This is a genomic window from Staphylococcus gallinarum (assembly GCF_000875895.1).
GTDB lineage: Bacteria > Bacillota > Bacilli > Staphylococcales > Staphylococcaceae > Staphylococcus > Staphylococcus gallinarum.
Genome location: NZ_JXCF01000007.1, coordinates 63,556 through 86,607, shown reverse-complemented (window position 1 = coordinate 86,607; position 23,052 = coordinate 63,556). Strand labels below are relative to the sequence as shown.

Genomic DNA, 23,052 nt, shown 5'->3' with positions numbered 1-23,052 from the left:
ACAAAAATCACTACTAATTCATAAACCTATAAGCCTCATTGAGTTTCTAAATCATATAAAAAAGCACGTACTTTGAGTATTAAAATTACTCACTCATGTACGTGCTTTTTTTAATATATTTATTTAAATACTATTATTTTCAAGGCCTTCGTCTCCCCAAGCATCCATGCCGCCTTCAACGTTAACGGCATTGACACCCTGTTGTTCAAGATAATGTACAACTTGTGCACTACGACCCCCAACTTTACAAATAATATAATATGTTTCATCACTGTTAAAATGATTTACATTGTCAGGAATATCATTCATAGGAATTGTTTCAGCACCAGGAATAATACCCATTGCTGTTTCTTCATCAGTTCTAACATCAATTATTTTTACTGGTTCTGAACTGAGTACCTTTTCCTTTAATTCATCAACTGTAATTGTTTCCATGTTGAACCCTCCTAAAATTATTTCGCTACTATATTCACTAACTTTTGTGGTACTGCTATCACTTTCTTGATGTCTTTACCTTCAATTTCTGATTTAACTACGTCATTCTCTAACGCAAGTTGTTCCATTTCTTCTTTTGTAGCATCTTTGGCAATTTTAAGCTTAGCTCTCACCTTACCATTAACTTGAATCACAATCTCTACTTCATCATCAACTAACATCGCTTCATCAAATGATGGCCATGGTTGATAAGTGATTGTTTCCTCATGTCCAAGTTTCGCCCAAAGCTCTTCAGAAATATGTGGTGCAATTGGAGCTAACATTTTTATGAAACCTTCAATATAAGGTTTATAGATTTCATTAGCTTTGTAACAATCATTAATAAATACCATTAACTGACTTATTGCGGTATTGAAGTTCAATGTATCAAAGTCTTCGGTTACCTTTTTCACAGTTTGGTGATAAGTTTTGTCTAATGATTTATTATTTTGAGCTACTACTTTGTCAGTTAGCGTATCATCTTCTGTTACCAAGAGTCTCCAAATACGATCTAAGAATCTACGTGAACCGTCGAGTCCATTTTCACTCCAAGCAATTGCAGCATCTAGTGGTCCCATAAACATTTCATATAGGCGTAATGTATCTGCACCATGTGATTGTACAATATCATCAGGATTAATTACATTACCTTTTGACTTACTCATTTTTTCGTTACCTTCACCTAAAATCATACCTTGGTTGTATAATTTTTGGAATGGCTCTTTTGTTGGAACAACGCCTAAATCAAACAATACTTTATGCCAAAATCTTGCATATAATAAGTGCAATACTGCATGTTCTACTCCACCAATATATAAATCAACAGGCAGCCAGTGCTTAAGCTTTTCAGGATCAGCAAGCATTTTTTCATTATCTGGATCAATATATCTCAAATAATACCAACAGCTACCAGCCCATTGTGGCATTGTATTTGTCTCGCGACGTCCCTTCATTCCTGTCTCTTCATCAACAACGTTTACAAACTCATCAATATTCGCTAATGGCGACTCCCCTGTTCCTGATGGTTTGATTTCATCTGTTTCTGGTAACAATAATGGTAATTCTTCTTCAGGAACAGTAGTCATTGAACCATCTTCCCAATGAATAACTGGAATTGGTTCACCCCAGTATCTTTGTCTACTGAACAACCAATCTCTTAGTTTGTAATTGACTTTTTTAGTTCCAACACCTTTTTCTTCTAATAACTCTATCGCTTTTTTAATGGCAGCTTCGTTATAAAGACCATTTAACTCACCTGAATTAATATGTGGTCCATCACCAGTATAAGCTTCTTTAGTTAAATCGCCACCTTCGATGACTTCAACAATCGGTAAATCAAATGCTTTAGCAAATTCATAGTCACGTTGGTCACCACTTGGTACAGCCATAACCGCACCTGTCCCATAAGTTGAAAGTACATAATCTGCAATCCAAATTTGAGCCTTCTCACCTGATAAAGGATTAATTGCATATGCCCCTGTAAAGACGCCTGATTTTTCTTTTGATAAACCAGTACGTTCTAAATCAGATTTTTTCGCCGCTTCTTCTTGGTATTGCTTAATAGCTTCCTTTTTATCATCGGTAGTAATTTCGTCAACCAACTCATGTTCAGGACTAAGCACTAAGAATGTTGTACCATAAGTTGTATCTGGACGTGTGGTAAATACTTCGATTTGGGCATTACTATTTTCAACATCAAAGTTAATACTTGCACCTTCAGATCTTCCAATCCAATTTCTTTGCATATCTTTTAATGATTCTGGCCAATCTAAATCATCTAAATCTTCTAGTAGACGATCAGCATATTCAGTTATTTTTAAGACCCATTGTTTCATTGGTCTTCTATAAACTGGGTGTCCTCCTCGTTCAGATACCCCATCAATTACCTCTTCATTCGATAATACAGTTCCCAATGCTGGACACCAGTTAACCGCTACTTCATCTACGTATGCTAGCCCTTTATTATATAATTGAATAAAAATCCATTGCGTCCATTTATAATATTGAGGATCCGTTGTGTTTACTTCTCTGTCCCAATCATAACTAAAACCAAGTTCTTTAATTTGACGCTTGAAAGTTGCTATATTTTGCTTAGTAAATTCTCTAGGATCATTGCCTGTATCCAATGCATATTGTTCTGCAGGCAACCCAAATGCATCCCACCCCATCGGATGTAAAACATTGTAGCCTTGCATTCGTTTATAACGAGAAACAATATCTGTAGCAGTATATCCTTCTGGGTGTCCAACATGCAAACCTGCACCTGATGGATACGGGAACATATCTAATGCATAGAATTTCTTTTGTCCAAGATTATCACTTGCTTTAAATGTTTTATGTTCTTCCCAAAAATCCTGCCATTTTTTTTCGATTTTATTATGATTGTAATTCACTACTTTTCCTCCTATTCAATAAAAAAACATCCCTAACTATTATTTAATTCAAAGGGACGACAAATTAAATCAGCCGCGGTACCACCCTGCTTCACAAATCTTGTGCACTCGTTTCAATTAATAGTTTGAGATGTTATCAATTCACTTTACGTTCTGGTAAGTTCACTTAACACTTAACACTAGGTTTCACCATCCCCTAGCTCTCTGATGATAAGTATTTAAGTTACTACTCCTATACATTACTAATAATATTTTAAATAACACTTTATTTCAAGTAGTAAAATGTATTTAAAGCTTTATTCGCTTGATTCATTGTTCATTGTAATTACTAAACTTTTAAGTTATGAAGCATTTATCTTATTCAAATAGTGACTTAAGATAAATATACAAATTATAGCGATGAATAATAAGCACATCATAATTAGAAACATTTTTTGAATATCATAAATATCTACAATCATGCCACCTAACAATGGTCCAATCGCTTTTCCTATTGTAGATGCTGAATTTACATAACCTTGAAACGAACCTTGTTTACCCTCTGGAGCCAATTTGTTTGCAATCGTTGGAACTGCAGGCCACACAAACATTTCTCCAAATGTTAAAATTATCATTCCTATCATAAATACTGAAAATTGTTCTGCAAAGCTTGTTACAAAAAATGAAACTATAAAAATACAGACACCTACAAACATTTGTCTCTTTAAATTACCTTTCATCAGCCGAATAAATGGATAAATCAGAGGTTGTGCCACTAATATCAAAATACCATTTACTGTCCACAACAAACTATATTGACCCATCGTAATATTTAAAGATTGTGTGAAGGAAGCAATTGTACTCTCCCATTGAATATAAGCAATCCAACAAATAGCGAATAAGACACATAATGCAATCAACGCTTTAAAGTACAATCTATAAGACTTAGAAAATAACTTTAATGCTTCTGGTGATTTAACTTTGACATCTATTTTAATATTGAATTGTGTTATTGCTACAATTGCAAATAACACATACATCAGTAAATTCGCAATAAATATATAGTTGAAGCTCAACTCAGCAACAAATCCACCTGATGCAGCACCAATCGCAACACCTAAATTTTGAGCTAAATAAATTGCATTAAATGTCTGTCTACCACCATTGGGCCATACAGCACCAGCCATAGCATAAATTGCTGGCACAATCATTCCACCGCCAAAACCTAAAGCAACTAACCAAACTGCATACCAAGGCCAACCATGGAAACAATTCAATAGCGTCGTACTCATCAAGCAAATGATAGTTCCTAATATAATCGTGCGGTAGCCGCCTAATTTATCAAATAATGTACCACCTAGTAAATTACCCACAACCATACCTATAGAATTAATCATTAACACTAATCCTGCCATTGTTAAACTTTTGTGCAAAACATCATTCATATATATTGTATTTAACGGCCACAAGAAACTTGAGCCAGTTATATTCAATGCCATACCAATTACCAACCACCAAACAGATTTAGGCATTTTCATTTAAAAGGCTCCTTTCTTTCAAATTTTCTCATTTCACTCTAAACACTATAGCATTAAAATATGTTAAAATCTTTAACTAGAATGAATTTAGAAAGGAAAATGTCTCATGGGTCAATTTTTCCCTTACGCATTTGAAAACAAAAGATATCATACATGGAATTACCACTTAAAAAATAAATTTGGACAAAAAATATTTAAAGTAGCAATCGATGGCGGATTCGACTGTCCTAATAGAGATGGCACTGTTGCACATGGTGGCTGCACATTTTGTTCAGCTGCAGGTAGTGGTGACTTTGCTGGGAATCGCGCAGACCCAGTAGAAGTACAATTCCAACAAATTAAAGATCGCATGCATGAAAAATGGCACGAAGGTCAATATATAGCTTATTTCCAAGCTTTTACAAACACACATGCCCCTGTTGAAGTATTACGCGAAAAATACGAAGCAGTATTAAAGGAACCTGGTGTCGTTGGTTTATCTATAGCAACACGTCCAGATTGTTTACCAGATGACGTGGTTGAATATTTAGCAGAATTAAACGAACGTACTTATTTATGGGTGGAACTCGGATTACAAACCGTACACCAAGAAACATCTGATTTAATAAACAGAGCTCATGATATGCAAACGTATCATGATGGTGTTGCAAAATTGAGAAAGCATAATATTAACATTTGCACACACATCATTAATGGTTTACCAGGCGAAGATTACAATATGATGATGGAAACAGCTCGAGAAGTTGCAAAAATGGACGTTCAAGGTATTAAAATACATTTATTACATTTGTTAAAAGGTACACCGATGGTCAAACAATACGATAAGGGTATGTTAGAATTCATGTCTCAAGAAGAATATACAAACTTGGTATGTGACCAATTAGAAATCATCCCACAAGAAATGATCGTTCATAGAATTACAGGAGATGGACCGATAGATTTAATGGTAGGTCCTATGTGGAGTGTCAATAAATGGGAAGTACTAAATGAAATTGATAATGAATTAGCAAGAAGAAATTCTTATCAAGGTAAATACTTTGAAAGTACTGTAAAATCATGAAGGTAGAACGCATTTTACCATTTGCCAAATCATTAATTACCAGTCATGTTAATTCAGAAAGCATTGTGATTGATGCTACATGTGGTAATGGTCATGATACATTATTTTTAGCTGAGCAAGTACCTGATGGTAAAGTTTATGGATTTGATATACAAAAAACAGCAATTCAGAATACCTTTGAACGTACGAAACACCTTGATAATGTAACATTGATTCAAGACGGCCATGAGCATGTGCAAACATATATACCACCTACTGATTATGGTCATATCGATGCAGCAATCTTCAATTTAGGCTACCTACCTAAAGGAGATAAATCAGTTGTTACCAAACCACAAACGACGATTGCAGCTATTGAGGATATTTTTCAAATATTATCCAAAGAAGGTATCATTATATTAGTGATTTATCATGGACATCCTGAAGGGAAAATCGAAAAGGATGCATTATTTGACTATTTAACACAAATCGACCAAGAACAAGCCCATGTATTACAATATCAATTTATTAATCAACAAAATAATCCACCTTTTATATGCGCAATAGAAAAAAGATAAATACCGAACACTTCAAACAATAAGGCGTATAACAAATTTAAAGCAAATAAATTTAATTTCTTAATCAAAATTATAGCAGTCAAGTTAGTGACTTTATTAATGTCATATATCGATACACTGTGAATTTCATATGGTAGCATGTACACATACACAGCGCTCAGCTTTAACAAAAACGTTAATTTCTATTTAGAACATATAGAAATTAACGTTTTTTGCTTTTATATAATTGGTCGCACATTGAACTACAATCCGTCTTGTGTATTGTGTTATAGTGTAAAAGTTAAAAAAAAGAGCCAATCCATTACAGATCAGCTCTTTACCTTTGAGATTGGGAGTTCATGTCCCAATCTCTATTTACGCAAATATAATTATTTCACGCATTTAATGTTACAGTAAAAGTTATAATTCATCCTACTTTAACATTCCCTATAAATTTAAAATAGATTTAAGACTGTTTTGCATGCTTGATGACTTTGAATCAATTTCTTCTTTAAAGAATGACAAAAGATCTTCCCTTTGATCTTTCAATTTCTCATTGAAATGAATAATAACTGTACGTTCATCATTTTGTGGTCTTTCTTTTAAGATCCACTCTTTTTCAACTAAATCATTATACGTTCTTGTACGTTTGTATGATTTAATTTGAACGAAACCATCCATTTCCTTTAAAGTCATTGATCCTTCTTTCCATAAAGTAAGAAGTATTAAGATTTCTTCTTTAGACATTTTGTACTGCTTCTGAACTTTGCTAAAGATATCATTGATGTCTTGCAATACTAATTCTAATCTCAATACACCATCAACATTATCGGCAAGTGTCTTTCCCATAGAGTACTCCCCCAATCATAGTAAATGATATATGTTAGATTAACTTGTAAAATCACATTCCCCAAGAGTGGTAAATCTACTCTTTATAAATATTTGATTTTAAAACAAAATTAATCTTATTTACAGTTTAAATATAAACAATGAATTATGCAATTATATCCGTGATTTTATTTTGCATTTCTTTCAAAACTTTTGAAGAATGCTCAAATAATTTAATTTCTTCATCATTTAATGGTGTTTCAAATATTTTTACTGCTCCATTTCTATTTACTAATGTAGGAACACCCATATAAACATCGTCTTGTCCATACTCACCTTCTAAATAGCTAGATACTGTTAAAACTACATTTTGATTTTTCAAAATTGCTTTTGTGATGTGTAATAAGCCCATTGCAATACCGTAGTATGTCGCACCTTTAGCTTTGATAATATCATAAGCAGCATCACGCGTATTAACGAAAATTTCATCAATTCTATGTTGTTTGCTAGGATCATCTTTTAACATATTATATAAAGGTTGTCCTGCAATGCGTGTTTGTGACCAAACAGCTAATTCTGAATCACCATGTTCTCCAATAATTGAACCTTCAACACTACTTGGAGATACGCCAAATTCTTGTGCTAATTCATATTTGAAACGTGCAGTATCAAGGATTGTTCCTGAACCAATAACACGTTCTTTAGGTAAGCCAGAAACTTTATGAGTAACATAAGTTAATACATCAACTGGATTACTTGCGATTAAAAATATACCGTCAAATCCAGAATCCATAATTTCACTTACGATAGATTTAAATATTTTAGTATTTTTTTCAACTAAATCTAGTCTAGTTTCACCAGGTTTTTGTGCTGCACCAGCTGTTATAACAACTAAATCTGCATCGCTACAATCACTATATCGTCCTGCTTTAACATTAACTGGGGAATCGCCATAAGGTGCTCCGTGATTTAAGTCTAATACATCACCTTTCACTTTCTCTTCCGCTAAATCTATAATAACAAGTTCATCAGCAATACCTTGGGCAACCATTGCAAATGCATAACTAGAACCAACTGCTCCATCACCAACTAATACAACTTTGTTTCCTTTAATCATTTCCATATTAAAACTGCCTCCCTCAAATACTATTCAAAAGTTTATTTAATTTATGTTTGTTATGTGATTTTTTTCACAAATTAAATATACCAAACAATTTTAGTTTTTGCAATATTTTTTGTGAAAATAATCACAATATTTTATTGATATATTCATACAGTTCAGAAGTATTACATTTTAAATGAATTGCAGATTATAAAAATACTCCCTTCAAAGGCTTCACTTTTCAGTGTCTACTTTAAACGGAGTATCTCAACAGCAACTTGTATTTTTTAATTTTGAGCGGGAAAATTATCAACCAAACCAAAAACTTGAGATATGGCGTATAACCTTTCAACTCAAAATCCAACTAGCAATCATAAATTTTCAACTAAATAACTAATTCATGACACATTATGAAGGTTCATTTTCATCATCAATTACAAATCCATTATTACTTGAACTATTATTTAAGAAAGCTAAGATATAGCGCATTACCTCATCACGTTCAGGTTCATTGTGTACCTCGTGATACAAACCTTTCCATTCTTTAAAATACAGTTCATTGGTTGTGACCTTATCTTTAACTAGTTTCATTGCAGTGATATCTGCCACCTTATCTGCATCACCATACATCAATAATAAAGGTATAGATTCTATATCCTTTAAATGTGTCACTGTTTCTTTCATAATGTCTGTAATTTGTTTGTACCAATTATATGTAACTTTTTGCAACATCAATTGATCATTCATCGTTTCTTCAATGACCTCTTCATTACGTGTTAAATCCTCAACCTTTATACCTACTTTAAAGCGTTTATCCTTGGCCATTTTCCCTACGTTTGAAATCACTTTATCTTTACGTGTTTTATTGCCTTTTTTAAATTCTAATAATGGTGAAATTAACATAAGTCCTTCAATAGGTACGTCGACCTTTTCAAGTAGATTCAACATAATTAAGCCGCCTAATCCAACACCTAATACATATGTAGGAATCTTATATTCATTTGCGATTCTTATCCATTCAAGTATATGCTCATGGTAAACGTCAAAATTTTCAATTTGACCTTTATTAGAACGAGAAGTTTGGCCTTGACCTGGTAAATCGCCCATAATCACATGGTATCCATTACGGCGAAGCATGGTAATAACATATGCATAGCGTCCTGTATGTTCTAGCATATTGTGAGCGATCACAATGACGCCTTTAGCTTCATTTTCTGTTTCCCATTTCCACATAATTACTACTTCCCCTTCTATATAAAAATTTAATTCATTACATTTATTGTATCAAAATCGTATACGATATTTCCATTTTAAACATGTAGTTTGTCGTGAATGATTTAATTTTTGTGCCATTATATATATAAAAACACTTCTATACCAATTACATGAGTGTACTATGAAATATAAAGTGTAATATATTTTATTGTAAACGATTTCTTTAACAATTGATTCATGCTACACTATTATAGAAAGGTAAGCTATTAGCAGAATGGGAGGAATTAATATGCCAATTGTGAAAAATTTTTTTATAGGACTATCTAACAATACTTTATTAAATAATGCAGCTAAAGAAATCGGTCCCATGTTAGGAGCGAATAAAGTTGTAGCAGGAAACACAATCCCTGCTTTGTTAGACACAATTGAACGTTTAAACGATAAAGGAATTACAGTTACTGTTGATTGCCTAGGTGAATTTGTGGACACCGAAGGCGAAGCGATACAAGCAAAAGATCAAATCTTAGAAGTGATGTATGCGATTAATAATCATAATTTAAATGGCCATATGTCTATTAAACTGAGCCAATTAGGTTCAGAATTTGATATTGATTTAGCTTATCGTAATTTACGTGAAATATTATTGAAAGCCAATGAATTCAATAATATGCATATTAATATTGATACTGAGAAGTATGATAGTTTATTCGATATCACGCAAGTGCTAGATCGTTTAAAAGGTGAATTTAAAAATGTAGGTACTGTTATTCAAGCATATTTATATAAAGCAGATGCTTTGGTAGATAAATATCCAGAACTTAGATTAAGAATGGTTAAAGGGGCTTATAAAGAAGCTGATAATATTGCTTACCAAACCAAGGAGGAAATTGATGAAAACTACATACGTCTAATCAAGAAAAGATTATTGACGGCTAAGAATGTTACATCAATTGCTACGCACGATGATCGTGTCATCACTCACATCTTACAATTTATTAAGGATAATAATATACCTAAACATCGATATGAATTCCAAATGTTATATGGATTTAGAACTGAATTAGCTGAAGAAATCGCTAAAGATGGCTATAATTTCTGTATTTATGTACCATTTGGTGATGATTGGTTTGGTTATTTCATGAGACGCTTAGCGGAAAGACCACAAAACCTTAATTTAATGTTCAAAGAATTTACAAAACCTGAAGTGCTTAAAAAGGCTGGTATTGTTGCAGCAAGTGTAACAGCTTTAGGTGCAACTATTGCACTTTTCAAAAAGTTCACTTCAAAATAACACAGTATTAAAGTGATTTTGTAACTACAATAAATAAACTTGGATGATGCATTATGAAAGTACTTCACAATGTCTAAACCATTAAAATAAAAAAACAGTAATCTAAGTCATAGCCTAGATTACTGTTTTTTATTTCCTTAAAGTTGAATTGACAGTCAATTGAACAATGACATTTATTAAAAGCTATAACTTAATTAATAGATTTTAATAAGTTTGCCATTTCAATTGCACTAACTGCAGCTTCTGAACCTTTATTACCTGCTTTTGTACCCGCACGTTCAACTGCTTGTTCAATATTTTCAGTAGTTAAAATACCAAATATAACTGGTGTATCCGATACATCATTTGCTTTAGAAACACCCTTCGCCACTTCATTACAAACATAATCGTAATGTGTCGTCGCACCACGAATAACACAACCTAAAGTAATAATTGCATCATATTCATTTTTTTGTGCTAATTTTTTAGCAACTAACGGAATTTCAAATGCACCTGGCACATAAGCAACATCAATATTCTCTGCTGCCACTTCATGACGTACGAGTGTATCTTTCGCACCATCTAACAAACGATTTGTAATAAAATCATTAAACCTACTTACAACTACTGCTACCTTTAAATCAGAACCTATTAATTTACCTTCAAAATTCATATCAAATTTCCTCCTATATTAAATGACCCATTTTTACTTTTTTTGTATCCATATAATCTTGATTATATTTGTTTGTTGGTACAACAAGCTCAATTCTTTGTGCAATCTGAACACCATAGTTTTGTAAACTTTCAAATTTCTTAGGGTTATTGCTCAATAAATTGACTTGCTCAATACCAAAGTATTTTAAAATTTGTGCAGCATCGGCATAATCTCTTAAATCTTCTTCAAAACCTAGAGCAATATTAGCTGTTACTGTATCATAACCTTGCTCAATTAATTCATACGCTTTTAATTTATTAATTAATCCAATACCTCTTCCTTCTTGTGGTAAATACAAGATTACACCGCCGTGTTCACTTATATATTTCATTGATGCCTCAAGTTGTTCACCACAATCACATCTTTGGCTATGGAATATATCACCTGTGACACATGATGAGTGAATACGAACATTTTCTGTTTTTCTAATATCTCCACTGACAATTGCTACAAGTTCTTCATCACTGTGATTCGTTGTAAAGCCATACATATCAAAGTTGCCAAATTGTGTTGGCATTTTCACTTTTGCCTTAGCTTCGATTGAAGTATCATTATTATTTTTACGATAACGCTCTAAATCTTCAATAGAAATCATAACCAACTGATGCGTTTCTTTAAATGCTTCAAGTTCATCACCCTTAGCCATAGTCCCGTCATCATTCATAATTTCACAAATCAATGCCGCTGGTTTGGCACCTGTTAATTTGGCTAAATCAACAGAAGCTTCTGTATGGCCTCTTCTTGCTAATACACCATTATCCTGTGCAATTAAAGGGAACAAATGTCCCGGTTTATTAAAGTCATTTGCTTGAGCATTCTCTGCGATTAAAGCTCTTGCAGTCATCATTCTTTCGTCTGCACTGATGCCCGTCGTTGTATTAACATGATCCACACTAACGGTAAATTGAGTACCATAAATATCTGAATTATGATTAACCATTGGTGCTAATTCCAATTTATCAGCTATTTGTTTACTTATGGGAGCACATATTAAGCCTCTACCAAAAGTAGCCATAAAATTAACCGTATTATCATCCATCCATTCAGTTACTGCTACAAGATCGCCTTCATTTTCTCTATTTTCATCATCTACTACTATTACACTTTTACCTTCTTTTAAAGCTTGTAGCGCATCCTCTATTTTATCTAATTTCATATATAGCCCTCCTAAAATCCAAACGCTTTAAGTTTGTCAGACGTTAATCCTGAATCAGTTGATTCCATTATTCTTTCAACATATTTGAATAACATATCTGTTTCAATGTGGACTGGATCACCAACACGTTTATCATTCAGTATCGTCGATTTTCTAGTTTCTGGAATAAGATGAATATCAAATTCCGTATCCTTTAATTTAAAAATCGTTAAACTTACACCGTCTACCGTAATAGACCCTTGTTGCACCATTTGCTTAATTAAATTTGAGTTATTGGGTTTGATTGTTACTATTTTTGAATTATCTGAAGCTTGTATTCTTGTAATCTTTGCTACTTCATCGACGTGACCAAGCACGAAATGTCCACCAAAACGACCTTGTCCGCTCATAGCTCTTTCCAAATTAACTTCTTGTGCTTGGTTTAACTGATTTAAATACGTTTTATTTTCAGTACCTTTTATTACTTGTACAGAAAATGAATGATCATCAAATCCAACGACTGTTAAACATGCGCCGTTCACACTAATAGAATCGCCGATATGCATATCTGCCAATATCGTTTTACAGCCGATTGTTAAATTAACCACAGATTGTTGTGTCGATATTTTATTTATTGTACCTACTTCTTCAACGATACCTGTAAACATACTGATTTCACTTCTTTCGCAATTCTAATTTAATATTTTGCTCAAGCAAATTGGAATTCACAATTTCAAATTGTGGTACATCAGCTAAATCAACCACTTGCTCTGTGTGGAAGAATTGATTGTGACCTGAACCACCTATTAATTTCGGGGCATAATATATGATAAGTTCATTGATAAATTCTGTTTGTAAGAATGTAGTAGTTAAGGTCGGACCTGCTTCAACGAGTAATCGACCGACACCTCTTGTATACAAATCTTTTAATATATTTTCAATTGAGCAATGTTCTAATTGCGTAACTGTTATTTGCTCGTGTTTACTTTCTAATTGTTTATTTTCTGTATAAATCCAAATTGCTGTAGATGGATCTTTAAATATATCTAGTGACATATCTATCTCACCAGTTTTTGATAAAATGACTCGAATAGGATCTTTACCATTTTCAATACGTGTTGTGTATTGTGGATTATCCGCTTCTAAAGTTCCTCTACCTGTTATTACTGCGTCATGTTGATGACGTAATTTAAAGACATCTTGCTTTACTGCTTTATTTGTAATCCATTTACTTTCTCCAAAGTCTGTCGCTTGTTTACCATCTAAACTGCAGGATACTTTAACAGTAACTTGTGGTAAACCTTTCCTTTTAGCTTCAAAGAAATCTCTATATAGCAGTGCAGCATCTTCATTAGGTCTATATTCTACTTCGATGCCTGCCTCTTTCAAAATTACATCACCATTTGAAGGTAGTGTCGTATCTTTCACTGCATACACCACTTTCTTCAAACCATGCTCAATAATTTTATTAACACATGGTGGCGTCGAACCATAGTGTGTACATGGTTCTAGTGAGATATAAATCGTCCCACCTTCTGCAGCATCTTGTGCCATATCTAAGGCTTGTACTTCGGCGTGTTTATCGCCTTTCTTCAGATGTGCACCTAAACCTACGATGCGTCCATCATTTACTACAACAGAACCGACAGGTGGATTTAATCCTGTTTGTCCATCTACCATCTTCGCTAATTCAATTGCGTAATTTAAATATTGACTCAAGCTAATCACCTCTAAAAAATAAAAAACACCTGAAATCGTACATTTCAGGTGTGGGATATATGCGTTATAACATTATAAACTTAGATTTAAATACACTTATCCAAAAATAGAAATAAGTGAATGCTAAATAAAACACTACATTAGTGCCTTTTATTAGTTATACGTTATTCTTTCTCCCATCCAGACTATACTGTCGGCTCTAGATTTTCACTAGATCAGCCACATTTGAAAACAAATGCAGGTCGCAGGCTTAATTTACTGCCGGTTGGGAATTTCACCCTGCCCCGAAAGAATATATGAAATTGTAAATTGCTGTTTGAGTCAAGCAACTTTAATTAAGTTACAAGAACATAATACTACAATAATTCAAAAATAACAATTCTTATTACTTAAGTCGGCTTTATTTTTTTGAATTTCGTCATTTTATAACTATTAAAAAGCCCGTCAAATCAACTTCATCATCATTTGCAATTATAAAAAAATTATTATACTTTTTATATTTATTCATTAAAATCAAAATACATGACATAGTAATAACGTACTTTGCATTTAATTTTCCAACAATCTATGAATAATACCAGTCGCTTGTCTTACAATCATAGTCACACCATTTCTAGATTGATTGATACCATTAGTAAGCTGTCCTAATGCAAACATATTTTGTAACGTACCATATCTAGGGCTTATGACTTGGTTGGTTTCTGCTACAATTTGAATACCACCTAATGGGTGCGCTTGTATGACCTGCCTATTTTCTAAATTAATAACAAGTTGATCATCACTATCAAGGTCTTTAAGTTGCGTCTTAGAACCTGTGGCATTAATCACTATATCAAAGTAATCATCACCATGATTTGCATATGTCAATTTAAACTGATGGTTGTTATATTCAATATTTTCTAAACCATCATAAATTCTTATTTGTTCATTTTCTATATGCTCAATCAATAATTTAGCTGTTCTAGGTGGCATTGGATTGGAATTTGCTTTCAATATGGGTTGATATTGTTCTAAGAAGCGCTTTTGATCATTCCTATTGAAACTGTTCCAAATCCAATTTAAATTTTCCTTTATTAACTCAAGTATACTTTGAAACTTACCTAAGTCTTCTGCATGTTCTAGATCATATTTCAAATCTTCGACAGGATTACCAACTTTTCGATGCACCAAAGTTTCCACTGGTATTTCATAAATGGCACATTCTTTTAAAAATAGTGCCATCGCATCATCCAATGGTACATTCCCAAAATTTTCTGCTTTTAGTTCATTAAATTTTTTAGGGGTTAAATATTGGAATGTGATTTCTGGCATCTCACCTCTAACACTTGGTAATTCACCTTTACGACTGGCTACAGTAATTGGTAAATTGATGTGATGTTCGGTAACATAACGAATAACATCTAAACTCGCTAAACCAGTTCCTATGATAGCGATATTATCAGTATCTTTCACATTGTCTAATGTATGGTAAGTTGGGTATGGTGTGTGAATATAACCTGGTTTTCCTTTTAATTGATATGGATCATGATATGATAATGTTCCGACCGTTAAAAAGACAATGTCATAGGTCTTGCAATGCTCCATATCATTTGATGTACAGACATGATATAACACATCCGTCTCACCGATATTTGATTCAATGAACACTTCAGCAACTTCTTCCTTTATGAGAGTTACATTAGCATTGGCATTATTAATTTTATCCACAAAAGCCTTCATATAATGACCAAACACAAATCTCGGTAAATATTCAGGATTTGAAAACTTAAATTTTGATTGCGCCTGACACCAATCAAAGAATTCACGCTTATTATCTAAATTCAACGACATCTGTTCGGCAGGTAAGTTGATAAGTAATTGATCACTATCATTTTGAAATGGTACACCTTGCCCCATATTTATAGGATTATCATATGCATCAATTTGCATATCTTGAAAGCGTCTTGATTTAGACAATTCTTTTAGTACTGTGACACCCGCAGTTCCCATTCCTATTATTGCAATTCTCATAGTTACCCTCCACCTATTCAATTAATTATATATATTATAACAATCTACCGGATCTAATAACATTTTAATGTATTACTAATACTTCAAAAGCTAAGTTACCCTTTTATATTAAATATGTTAATCTTAAAATAATAACAATTATATTTTTTGATATTTCAAATTTAAAGGGGAAAGTCATGAATTTCATCAAGCATATTCTATTATTATGTATAGGTAGCCTTATTTTTGTATCCGGTTGCGACTTACCAGGTTTAGGTGGTAGCCAAACGAACAAGTCTGTAAAAATATCAGCTCTTGCCACGAGTGAGTCACAAATTATGGCATATATGCTAAAAGACTTAATCGAACACGATACGAAAGGCAAAATTCAAGGTTCAATTATTAACAATTTAGGTTCAGCAACAATTCAACATAACGCTTTGCTAAAGGGTGATGCAGATATATCAAGCACACGCTATACTGGAACTGATTTAACTGGCGTCTTAAAACAAAAACCTATTACAGATTCTAAAAAAGCAATGCACATTACGCAAAACGGTTTCGACAAAAAATTCGATCAAACGTTCTTTAATTCTTATGGTTTTGAAAATACATTCGCTTTTATGGTTACCAAAGAGACAGCACAAAAATATCATCTACATAAAGTATCAGATCTAGAAAAAGTAAAAAATCAAGTTAAGGTGGGCACGGATACAACGTGGATAAAACGTGGTGGTGATGGTTACGAACCATTTAAAGTTCACTATGGATTTGGATTTAACAATTTAAAACCGATGCAAATCGGTTTGGTCTATGATGCACTCAAAAACAAAAAATTAGATGTTGCACTGGGTTATACCACTGATGGCAGAATTGCAGCTTATGATTTAGTCGTACTAAGGGATGATAAAAATTTCTTCCCTCCATACGATGCTAGTGCAGTTGCACCTAATAAACTTTTATCTAAGCATCCAGAAATTAAACGCTCAATCAATAAATTAGACAACAAAATCAACACAAAAGAAATGCAAAAATTAAATTATGAAGCTGACGGTGAAGGTAAAGAACCAGCAATTGTAGCACAAGATTTTTTAAAGAAGCACAATTATTTTGATAAAAAATAATTTTTCGCTTATGATGATGGCACTAACTAAAAAAGCAAGTTACGCATATAAAAAGGAAGTGAACTTATGAAGTTTATGTTAAAAGTGTTTGTTTCTTCATTAATGATGTTCATATTATTAAGTCAAAAAAACAAAGCTAAGTAAAATTAATTCGCCCTATTCAAATGATTGAAGTTAACAAAAATAATAAATTCAGATTAGCTATGAAAATGTCTATGCCGATAGACTGTTCATAGCTTTTTATAGTTGTAAAGAAACGCTAATATTTACTAAATTTCATTTTGTATTGTTGGCTCGCTTTCCTAGGGGACAACTTCAGCTTGTAGTCTTCAGCTCGTCCTGTTCCCTCAGGAGTCTCGCCATAATACTTCTCAAATTTCATACTGTTACTTTAAAATTATTCATCATACATTTTGTTTTATATTTAAGGTGTTTGTGTTAAAACAGAAATCTTTAAGTTTAATGACTACTTACTTTTAAACTTTTACTGTGATATTTATTTTGTAATAACTCGTTTTATCGGCTCGCTTTCCTAGGGGACAGCCTCAGCCTATAGTCTTCAACTCGTCCTGTTCCCTCAGGAGTCTCGCCATAATACTTTTACAAATTTTTAATCGTACATATAAAAAAGCCCTTAACTGAATAACTACAATCAGTTAAGGGCTCTTTTAATAATACATTAATAATGATATATTCACTTATTTTCTATGCTTTTCATCATCTTTATAAACAAAATATTTAAAGTATTTACCTTCAGTTTTCATATCTTTGTAGAAATTGGCCATAATACTAGCATTACTTTCGGCCCATTTTATATCCGTGGCATATTGATGTTCACCAGGATTTTTCGGATTCCATCTCATGCTATATAAAGTATTTTGATCTTTGTTAGATAAGAAATGACTATGAATGAAGTCGGCACCACCACTAATCGCTTTTTCAGGTGTATCCCAACCGTGTTTTTTAGCATATTCTGAACCCGTTTTAATCGGATCCTCATCCAATGCCCCGACACCAAAGAAGTTATAATATTTCTTGCCATCAATTTCTACGCCACTTGCTAATTCACTTTTAGCAGATCCTGTTTCTAAAAGTGCATGCGAAATCAAATATACTTCATTTACATGTTTCTCTTTCGCTGCATTAATAAATGCATCCGTATGTTTTAATAGCGTTGGATTATCAAACAACATACGTTTAATTCTGTTTTTATCTATTCCTTGATAACGATCTAATTCTAAAAATTGATATTTTTGTGTATCGCTATCTATAAATTTATTACTATCCATGGCATCTTTTATTTCAGTTGAAGACGCATCTCTCCAAGTCTTATTATCTTTGCTTGACACTTGTTGACTTGTATAATTATCAATTTGCTTTTTAGCTGCTTTATCTAAAGTCACTTTTAGATTTTCAACACTTTCTTGTTTATTAACTGATTTAAAGAATATTTGATCTGAAATCATTGAAAAAACAATGACTGCAGCCACGCCTAAAACTACCAATAATCCTATTATTGATAACAAAGACCCTTTTTTATGCTTCGTCATGTTCACACCTCATAGGTAATAATTGAAATTTTAGCCCTATCATCGTGCAAAAAACAAATAAGTTAAGGCTATCCGATAATAGATTTTAACACTAAATAGTTGAACAGACAATTTTATACATTGGTTGTTACATATTCATAAAAAAAGTAATGAAATTTTAATTTCATTACTCTTGACTTTTATATTCCATAATAATAAAACTCATCGCTTGTGATCTATTTTTATAAAAATATCGGTTAAGATCAATTGTTCCCTCAATCTCACCATCTCGATATTTCATTTCTTTAGAAACATTATTTATCATTACAAAATCGGATTTATCTTTTATCCTATCTAAATCATTATGCTTAGCAAAAAAATGCTCTAAATTTAAATGTGCGTAATCCATATAAACCTCCTGAATATAGTCCGAAGTTAACATTATACTTTAAAATGCAGTATTTTTAAGTTGAATACGCTTTTGTGTCATTAAACTTAAAATTTAACTATCTACGACTACTATTTAACACCTATTATTAATATTTAGCAAATGAAAATTTTTATTTTCATTTATAAAATATGTCCATCCGGAAATAATTGTTATATATATAACTTTGGAGTAAAAATTGAATGATTGAATCAAAACTAACAGAGTATAATTATATTATAGCTACATTGTTAAATAAGTACCATATAAAGTACAATTATGATGAATTTGCACAATTGTTATTTATACGCATGTGGGAGTTAATCCAAGAATACAATCCCAACCAACAAATGTCGTTAAAAACATTTCTATTTACCCGCTTGAACTTTTACCTCATCGATCTATTCCGCTCAATTAAAAAAACTGAACCCATCGACTTTAATACGATTACGCTCGATAGTCAAATACATGAAAGTTCACTAGAACAACTTACTTGCTACAACCATTTTCTTACCACTTTGTCCCGTAAAGAACAATATTGGTTAAAGCTCAAATTAGCAGGATACAAACAAAAAGAATTAGCAAAATTTTTAAATTGTTCTATTTCAACATTAAAGAACTATCAAAAAAGTATCAAAATAAAATATTTATCTTACTATACCAAATAAAGAGGTTATCAAAACATGAAAATGAATATAAAATTATTGTATTTTAAAACATATATATCAGCACAAATACTTACACTCTGCCACTTTTCAACACACCATTTCCTCTATCCCGCTACAATGGACAAAACACTGCGTTACTTTTTCGAAACACAACAATTATCCATCCCCTTGCAAACTAAAAAAGCAAAACAGACTCTGAACATTAGAAAATTCTTACCTTTATACATAAATAGTGAAACAATTTTATTCCCTTTAACTACGAAACGTTCAGCAATCCAATACTATATCAATGCAATGGCTATAACCGGATTAAAGTCATTACAATATGGTACAGTCATTTATTTTGAAAATACTAAATATATAGAAGTTACAATTCCATATACTTTTGTATACAAAAAATGGCAAGAAAGTATTTCACTTTCCCACCATTCATATTAATTACTCTTATAAATCTTTATTATGTTTATATTCAAGCAGTTTCTTCGTAAAGTAAGCAGTCACTTGCTTTATTGCATACAAACAAAGAATGATTAATAGTATTGACCCTACTAGTGTTAATAGAACGACTGCAGTGGATAGCTGTACTTCTGGTTTAATAAAGTATTGAACAGAAGACAAACTTGCTAAAAAGCCAAATAAAAACAGACCTAGTAACACTATATATGTAACTAATATACCAATTAACATCACAAATAATTGTGTCGTTGAAGTTACCTTTTCCTTAAATATATAAGATTTTAAAAATTGATTTGAAAATGCGATTGGCCGATTTAATTCACCAGATTCATCACTGTCTATCTTCGCTTGTAATACTTCATCTAATATTCGCTTCTCTTTCTTATTTAAAAACCACAATTGCTTTTTTACTTTTTGTTTAAAAATATTTACTTTCATTTTTTATACTCCTTTAGCATGTCACGCGCTAATAGCTACAATGTTTTAAAAATTAAAACTACAATGATTAATTATATATTAATTCATAAACTTGCATAGTATAAATTTGAATTTTTTATAAATATTCACACAATAGCTAATGAATCGACCTAATAAATCAATTAATTTTATGGCATGTATTTTTACAATTAAGAACCCTTATAACATTGCATCATGTTATAAGGGGTCACTATATTATTACAAAGTATCAAAGCTAGTCATATATTCGGACTCATCTGCCCTTTTTCTGCTCTTTTTATTTTTTAAAAGAACAAAAAACCCTATAAACATTGAGTTTATAGGGGATATTGATTATAAAATTGATAAACCTGAAGATTGGATATCTTTTGCAAAGCCTTTAACTGTGTCAACAGATAATTCGTCGATATCTCTACCTAAGTTTGTGTTAACTTTTTTAACTACATCAGCTGGACAAGTAATAATATCAGCACCAACTTCATCAGCTTGAATAACATTAATTACTTCACGACAGCTTGCCCATAATAATTTAACGCCATCTTTACTATGCGTAATTTCTGCTGATTCTTTCATTAATGGTAATGGATCTACACCTGTATCAGCAATACGGCCAGCAAATACTGAAACATATGTTGGTACACCTTCAGTAACAGCTTCAGTAATTTCTTTAACTTGATCTAAAGTATAAACAGCAGTTACATTTAAACGAACATTGTCTGCTGATAATTTTTTAATTAGAGAAATTGTTGATTCACCTTTTGTGTTTACAACTGGAATTTTAACAAATACGTTTTCACCATATTGTTTTAAAATTTCAGCTTCTTTTTCCATAGTTTCTAAGTCATCTGCAAATACTTCAAATGAAATAGAGGCATCTGGAATTTCACGTACAGCTTCTTCAGCAAATGCTTTATAGTCTGTTACGCCAGCCTTAGCCATTAAGCTAGGGTTAGTTGTAAAACCATCAACTTGTTTATTTTTATAAGCAGCTTTCATTTCTTCAATATCTGCACCATCTGCAAACACTTCAACATTTAATTTTGCCATTAAAAATTCCTCCTGACTAAAATAAATAATTCTATAAAGAATTATTTTTATAACGGTTATTAACCATTCAACTCATTTATACCACCATTTAACATGAAATTCTAATTTTTTGCTTAAATTGTCAAAATTTTTAGAGTAGAATTTTACAAATTACAGTAGTAAATTTGCCTCAATAGTAAGATTTTCATCATAATAAAAATCTTGCTTTTTCTTTTAATTGTAAATTTAGTTAATTTTATGTAAAAATATGGTATCATTATTAGATGAATTGCACTAGGAGGTAAATATGGCACGTTCAAAACTTTATTTTTATTTATCTAGTTTATTGATTATTATCAGTTTTTATTTTAATACTAGAAATCCTCTTCTAAATATGCACTTTAATTCTATAATTAAACTAATTTTTGTTTGTAGTATTATAAATGCTGTTATTTTAATAATTTCTATTATTTTTGCAGATAAATCGATTAAACATTCTCAAGACAAATCAGATTGGATTAGAAAAGCGAGTAAAATATTACCGTTTGTATTACTCATCGTAATTATCATTCATATCCTTTCTTCGCTTTCAACATTTGGTATTATTTTCTAAATTATGCTACAAAAGGTAAAATACTTTTGTAGTATTTTATTTTATTGAGAGGAAGCGTATAAATGATGCAATATCTATTTATTTTTATTGGTGGCTCAATTGGAGCACTTTTAAGATATTGGTTTTCTTTTATGAATCCTGATAGTGGCTTTCCCACCGGTACTTTCATAGCTAATATCATGGGTTCTTTTTTAATGGGATTGTTAGGTAGTTTAGCACTAAAATATTTCGCCAATAACGCACATTTAAAAAAAGGTATTACTACTGGCTTTATTGGAGCCTTTACCACCTTTTCTACTTTCCAATTTGAATTAGTATCTATGTTAGCGCACCAGTACTATTTATTATTAGTTATTTATGCGATTACGAGTTATATCATTGGGATTATAGTTTGTTATATCGGTGTGCGAATTGGAGGGAAGATAGCATGATCAATATTTTATTTGTAATGTTAGGTGGCGGTATCGGAGCAGTCATTAGAGGCTTTATTACAAATTATTGTGCTACTAAATTCACTTCCCCATTTCCAATTGCTACGCCATTCGTTAATATTATAGGTAGTTTCTTTATCGGCTTTATTATGGGAATGACTATACATACATCTTGGATACATCCATTGCTAATTATTGGTGTCCTAGGCGGATTAACCACTTTTTCTACTTTATCTTCTGAACTTGTAAAGATGTTAGTAGATAAACAAAATCTGTGGCATTTTATTGGATATTCCTTACTCCAATATGTTGTTTCATTCGCCGCCTGTTTCATCGGGTATATTATTTTATAAATGTAATCAGCAATAT

The 23,052-nt window shown here is 31.9% G+C and carries 24 protein-coding genes, 1 riboswitch and 1 other annotated feature; of the genes, 9 read left to right on the top strand and 15 right to left on the bottom strand.

Features of this window, described 5'->3' with window-relative positions:
* Positions 1 to 123 precede the first annotated feature (123 nt).
* The 3 genes from SH09_RS04270 to SH09_RS04260 all read right to left on the bottom strand — a co-directional run bounded on the left by SH09_RS04270 (position 124) and on the right by SH09_RS04260 (position 4,384).
* On the bottom strand, positions 124 to 435 hold the full coding sequence (locus SH09_RS04270) for a rhodanese-like domain-containing protein (protein WP_042738384.1): 312 nt from the start codon (positions 433 to 435) through the stop codon (positions 124 to 126).
* 17 nt (positions 436 to 452) lie between these two features.
* A complete protein-coding gene (gene leuS, locus SH09_RS04265; RefSeq protein ID WP_042738383.1) occupies positions 453 to 2,867 on the bottom strand; it encodes a leucine--tRNA ligase in 2,415 nt (804 codons plus the stop codon).
* Positions 2,868 to 2,916: 49 nt separating this feature from the next.
* Positions 2,917 to 3,116 (bottom strand) — a binding site (T-box leader).
* Between the two features lie 92 nt (positions 3,117 to 3,208).
* Positions 3,209 to 4,384: an MDR family MFS transporter gene (locus tag SH09_RS04260; RefSeq protein WP_042738382.1), complete on the bottom strand. Its 1,176-nt coding sequence runs from the start codon at positions 4,382 to 4,384 to the stop codon at positions 3,209 to 3,211.
* 106 nt (positions 4,385 to 4,490) lie between these two features.
* Between SH09_RS04260 and SH09_RS04255 the strand changes: the two genes are divergently transcribed.
* Both SH09_RS04255 and SH09_RS04250 read left to right on the top strand, forming a co-directional pair.
* Complete coding sequence (locus tag SH09_RS04255; RefSeq protein WP_042738381.1) at positions 4,491 to 5,444, top strand: TIGR01212 family radical SAM protein; 954 nt, start codon at positions 4,491 to 4,493, stop codon at positions 5,442 to 5,444.
* Complete coding sequence (locus tag SH09_RS04250) at positions 5,441 to 6,001, top strand: tRNA (mnm(5)s(2)U34)-methyltransferase (RefSeq protein WP_042738380.1); 561 nt, start codon at positions 5,441 to 5,443, stop codon at positions 5,999 to 6,001. Before SH09_RS04255 ends, SH09_RS04250 begins: the two co-directional genes overlap by 4 nt.
* Positions 6,002 to 6,427: 426 nt before the next feature.
* Here SH09_RS04250 and SH09_RS04245 read toward each other — a convergent pair whose 3' ends face one another.
* The 3 genes from SH09_RS04245 to SH09_RS04235 form a co-directional block, all read right to left on the bottom strand.
* Positions 6,428 to 6,829, bottom strand: coding sequence for a transcriptional regulator, SarA/Rot family (locus SH09_RS04245; RefSeq protein WP_042738379.1), 402 nt, complete (start codon positions 6,827 to 6,829; stop codon positions 6,428 to 6,430).
* A gap of 145 nt (positions 6,830 to 6,974) precedes the next feature.
* Positions 6,975 to 7,931: an L-lactate dehydrogenase gene (locus SH09_RS04240; RefSeq protein ID WP_042738378.1), complete on the bottom strand. Its 957-nt coding sequence runs from the start codon at positions 7,929 to 7,931 to the stop codon at positions 6,975 to 6,977.
* Between the two features lie 387 nt (positions 7,932 to 8,318).
* Positions 8,319 to 9,143 carry an alpha/beta fold hydrolase gene (locus tag SH09_RS04235; RefSeq protein WP_042738377.1) on the bottom strand — a complete coding sequence of 275 codons (825 nt, stop codon included), beginning with the start codon at positions 9,141 to 9,143 and terminating at the stop codon, positions 8,319 to 8,321.
* Positions 9,144 to 9,414: 271 nt separating this feature from the next.
* On the opposite strand from SH09_RS04235, the gene SH09_RS04230 reads away from it, so the two are divergent.
* The gene (locus tag SH09_RS04230) at positions 9,415 to 10,416 is read left to right on the top strand and encodes a proline dehydrogenase family protein (RefSeq protein ID WP_042738376.1); all 1,002 of its coding nucleotides are present in this window, start codon (positions 9,415 to 9,417) and stop codon (positions 10,414 to 10,416) included.
* A gap of 190 nt (positions 10,417 to 10,606) precedes the next feature.
* On the opposite strand, the gene ribH is transcribed toward SH09_RS04230, so the two are convergent.
* The 5 genes from ribH to SH09_RS04205 form a co-directional block, all read right to left on the bottom strand.
* Positions 10,607 to 11,068: a 6,7-dimethyl-8-ribityllumazine synthase gene (gene ribH, locus SH09_RS04225; RefSeq protein ID WP_042738375.1), complete on the bottom strand. Its 462-nt coding sequence runs from the start codon at positions 11,066 to 11,068 to the stop codon at positions 10,607 to 10,609.
* 13 nt (positions 11,069 to 11,081) lie between these two features.
* Entirely contained in the window at positions 11,082 to 12,266 is a 1,185-nt protein-coding gene (ribB, locus tag SH09_RS04220; RefSeq protein WP_042738374.1) for a 3,4-dihydroxy-2-butanone-4-phosphate synthase, read from the bottom strand.
* 11 nt (positions 12,267 to 12,277) lie between these two features.
* Positions 12,278 to 12,913: a riboflavin synthase gene (gene ribE, locus SH09_RS04215; RefSeq protein WP_042738373.1), complete on the bottom strand. Its 636-nt coding sequence runs from the start codon at positions 12,911 to 12,913 to the stop codon at positions 12,278 to 12,280.
* 7 nt (positions 12,914 to 12,920) lie between these two features.
* Positions 12,921 to 13,964 carry a bifunctional diaminohydroxyphosphoribosylaminopyrimidine deaminase/5-amino-6-(5-phosphoribosylamino)uracil reductase RibD gene (gene ribD, locus SH09_RS04210; protein ID WP_042738372.1) on the bottom strand — a complete coding sequence of 348 codons (1,044 nt, stop codon included), beginning with the start codon at positions 13,962 to 13,964 and terminating at the stop codon, positions 12,921 to 12,923.
* Positions 13,965 to 14,128: 164 nt separating this feature from the next.
* Positions 14,129 to 14,260: riboswitch (FMN riboswitch) on the bottom strand.
* A gap of 253 nt (positions 14,261 to 14,513) precedes the next feature.
* Complete coding sequence (locus SH09_RS04205) at positions 14,514 to 15,974, bottom strand: FAD/NAD(P)-binding protein (RefSeq protein WP_042738371.1); 1,461 nt, start codon at positions 15,972 to 15,974, stop codon at positions 14,514 to 14,516.
* Positions 15,975 to 16,150: 176 nt separating this feature from the next.
* Between SH09_RS04205 and SH09_RS04200 the strand changes: the two genes are divergently transcribed.
* The gene (locus tag SH09_RS04200; protein WP_042738370.1) at positions 16,151 to 17,077 is read left to right on the top strand and encodes an osmoprotectant ABC transporter substrate-binding protein; all 927 of its coding nucleotides are present in this window, start codon (positions 16,151 to 16,153) and stop codon (positions 17,075 to 17,077) included.
* A 698-nt stretch (positions 17,078 to 17,775) separates the two neighbouring features.
* Here the strand turns inward: SH09_RS04200 and sagB are convergent.
* The gene (sagB, locus tag SH09_RS04195) at positions 17,776 to 18,627 is read right to left on the bottom strand and encodes a peptidoglycan release complex glucosaminidase SagB (protein WP_042738369.1); all 852 of its coding nucleotides are present in this window, start codon (positions 18,625 to 18,627) and stop codon (positions 17,776 to 17,778) included.
* Between the two features lie 166 nt (positions 18,628 to 18,793).
* A complete protein-coding gene (locus SH09_RS04190) occupies positions 18,794 to 19,015 on the bottom strand; it encodes a hypothetical protein (protein ID WP_042738368.1) in 222 nt (73 codons plus the stop codon).
* Between the two features lie 221 nt (positions 19,016 to 19,236).
* Between SH09_RS04190 and SH09_RS04185 the strand changes: the two genes are divergently transcribed.
* Positions 19,237 to 19,701: a sigma-70 family RNA polymerase sigma factor gene (locus SH09_RS04185; RefSeq protein WP_042738367.1), complete on the top strand. Its 465-nt coding sequence runs from the start codon at positions 19,237 to 19,239 to the stop codon at positions 19,699 to 19,701.
* Positions 19,702 to 19,716: 15 nt separating this feature from the next.
* Positions 19,717 to 20,139 (top strand): competence protein ComK, encoded by a 423-nt coding sequence (locus SH09_RS04180; protein ID WP_042738366.1) that lies wholly within the window; start codon positions 19,717 to 19,719, stop codon positions 20,137 to 20,139.
* 6 nt (positions 20,140 to 20,145) lie between these two features.
* Here SH09_RS04180 and SH09_RS04175 read toward each other — a convergent pair whose 3' ends face one another.
* Together SH09_RS04175 and SH09_RS04170 are read right to left on the bottom strand one after the other, a co-directional pair.
* Complete coding sequence (locus SH09_RS04175) at positions 20,146 to 20,595, bottom strand: hypothetical protein (RefSeq protein ID WP_042738365.1); 450 nt, start codon at positions 20,593 to 20,595, stop codon at positions 20,146 to 20,148.
* A 351-nt stretch (positions 20,596 to 20,946) separates the two neighbouring features.
* A complete protein-coding gene (locus SH09_RS04170) occupies positions 20,947 to 21,660 on the bottom strand; it encodes a transaldolase (protein ID WP_042738364.1) in 714 nt (237 codons plus the stop codon).
* A gap of 286 nt (positions 21,661 to 21,946) precedes the next feature.
* Here SH09_RS04170 and SH09_RS04165 point away from each other — a divergent pair, with 286 nt between their 5' ends.
* The 3 genes from SH09_RS04165 (at position 21,947) to SH09_RS04155 (ending at position 23,036) form a co-directional block, all read left to right on the top strand.
* Positions 21,947 to 22,252 (top strand): hypothetical protein, encoded by a 306-nt coding sequence (locus SH09_RS04165; protein ID WP_042738363.1) that lies wholly within the window; start codon positions 21,947 to 21,949, stop codon positions 22,250 to 22,252.
* Between the two features lie 65 nt (positions 22,253 to 22,317).
* Positions 22,318 to 22,683 carry a fluoride efflux transporter CrcB gene (gene crcB, locus SH09_RS04160; RefSeq protein WP_042739017.1) on the top strand — a complete coding sequence of 122 codons (366 nt, stop codon included), beginning with the start codon at positions 22,318 to 22,320 and terminating at the stop codon, positions 22,681 to 22,683.
* Positions 22,680 to 23,036, top strand: coding sequence for a fluoride efflux transporter FluC (locus SH09_RS04155; protein WP_042738362.1), 357 nt, complete (start codon positions 22,680 to 22,682; stop codon positions 23,034 to 23,036). Before crcB ends, SH09_RS04155 begins: the two co-directional genes overlap by 4 nt.
* Positions 23,037 to 23,052: the final 16 nt, after the last annotated feature.

What these genes read in the sequence shown, in the direction of transcription:
- SH09_RS04185 (WP_042738367.1), top strand. Translation starts at nt 19,237, where the DNA reads ATGATTGAATCAAAACTAACAGAGTATAATTATATTATAGCTACATTG.
- SH09_RS04165 (WP_042738363.1), top strand. Translation starts at nt 21,947, where the DNA reads ATGGCACGTTCAAAACTTTATTTTTATTTATCTAGTTTATTGATTATT.
- SH09_RS04180 (WP_042738366.1), top strand. Translation starts at nt 19,717, where the DNA reads ATGAAAATGAATATAAAATTATTGTATTTTAAAACATATATATCAGCA.
- SH09_RS04260 (WP_042738382.1), bottom strand. Translation starts at nt 4,384, where the DNA reads ATGAAAATGCCTAAATCTGTTTGGTGGTTGGTAATTGGTATGGCATTG.
- SH09_RS04240 (WP_042738378.1), bottom strand. Translation starts at nt 7,931, where the DNA reads ATGGAAATGATTAAAGGAAACAAAGTTGTATTAGTTGGTGATGGAGCA.
- SH09_RS04245 (WP_042738379.1), bottom strand. Translation starts at nt 6,829, where the DNA reads ATGGGAAAGACACTTGCCGATAATGTTGATGGTGTATTGAGATTAGAA.
- SH09_RS04270 (WP_042738384.1), bottom strand. Translation starts at nt 435, where the DNA reads ATGGAAACAATTACAGTTGATGAATTAAAGGAAAAGGTACTCAGTTCA.
- ribH (WP_042738375.1), bottom strand. Translation starts at nt 11,068, where the DNA reads ATGAATTTTGAAGGTAAATTAATAGGTTCTGATTTAAAGGTAGCAGTA.
- SH09_RS04230 (WP_042738376.1), top strand. Translation starts at nt 9,415, where the DNA reads ATGCCAATTGTGAAAAATTTTTTTATAGGACTATCTAACAATACTTTA.
- ribB (WP_042738374.1), bottom strand. Translation starts at nt 12,266, where the DNA reads ATGAAATTAGATAAAATAGAGGATGCGCTACAAGCTTTAAAAGAAGGT.
- sagB (WP_042738369.1), bottom strand. Translation starts at nt 18,627, where the DNA reads ATGACGAAGCATAAAAAAGGGTCTTTGTTATCAATAATAGGATTATTG.
- SH09_RS04170 (WP_042738364.1), bottom strand. Translation starts at nt 21,660, where the DNA reads ATGGCAAAATTAAATGTTGAAGTGTTTGCAGATGGTGCAGATATTGAA.
- SH09_RS04155 (WP_042738362.1), top strand. Translation starts at nt 22,680, where the DNA reads ATGATCAATATTTTATTTGTAATGTTAGGTGGCGGTATCGGAGCAGTC.
- SH09_RS04250 (WP_042738380.1), top strand. Translation starts at nt 5,441, where the DNA reads ATGAAGGTAGAACGCATTTTACCATTTGCCAAATCATTAATTACCAGT.
- SH09_RS04200 (WP_042738370.1), top strand. Translation starts at nt 16,151, where the DNA reads ATGAATTTCATCAAGCATATTCTATTATTATGTATAGGTAGCCTTATT.
- SH09_RS04190 (WP_042738368.1), bottom strand. Translation starts at nt 19,015, where the DNA reads ATGGATTACGCACATTTAAATTTAGAGCATTTTTTTGCTAAGCATAAT.
- ribE (WP_042738373.1), bottom strand. Translation starts at nt 12,913, where the DNA reads ATGTTTACAGGTATCGTTGAAGAAGTAGGTACAATAAATAAAATATCG.
- SH09_RS04175 (WP_042738365.1), bottom strand. Translation starts at nt 20,595, where the DNA reads ATGAAAGTAAATATTTTTAAACAAAAAGTAAAAAAGCAATTGTGGTTT.
- SH09_RS04235 (WP_042738377.1), bottom strand. Translation starts at nt 9,143, where the DNA reads ATGTGGAAATGGGAAACAGAAAATGAAGCTAAAGGCGTCATTGTGATC.
- crcB (WP_042739017.1), top strand. Translation starts at nt 22,318, where the DNA reads ATGCAATATCTATTTATTTTTATTGGTGGCTCAATTGGAGCACTTTTA.
- SH09_RS04255 (WP_042738381.1), top strand. Translation starts at nt 4,491, where the DNA reads ATGGGTCAATTTTTCCCTTACGCATTTGAAAACAAAAGATATCATACA.
- SH09_RS04205 (WP_042738371.1), bottom strand. Translation starts at nt 15,974, where the DNA reads ATGAGAATTGCAATAATAGGAATGGGAACTGCGGGTGTCACAGTACTA.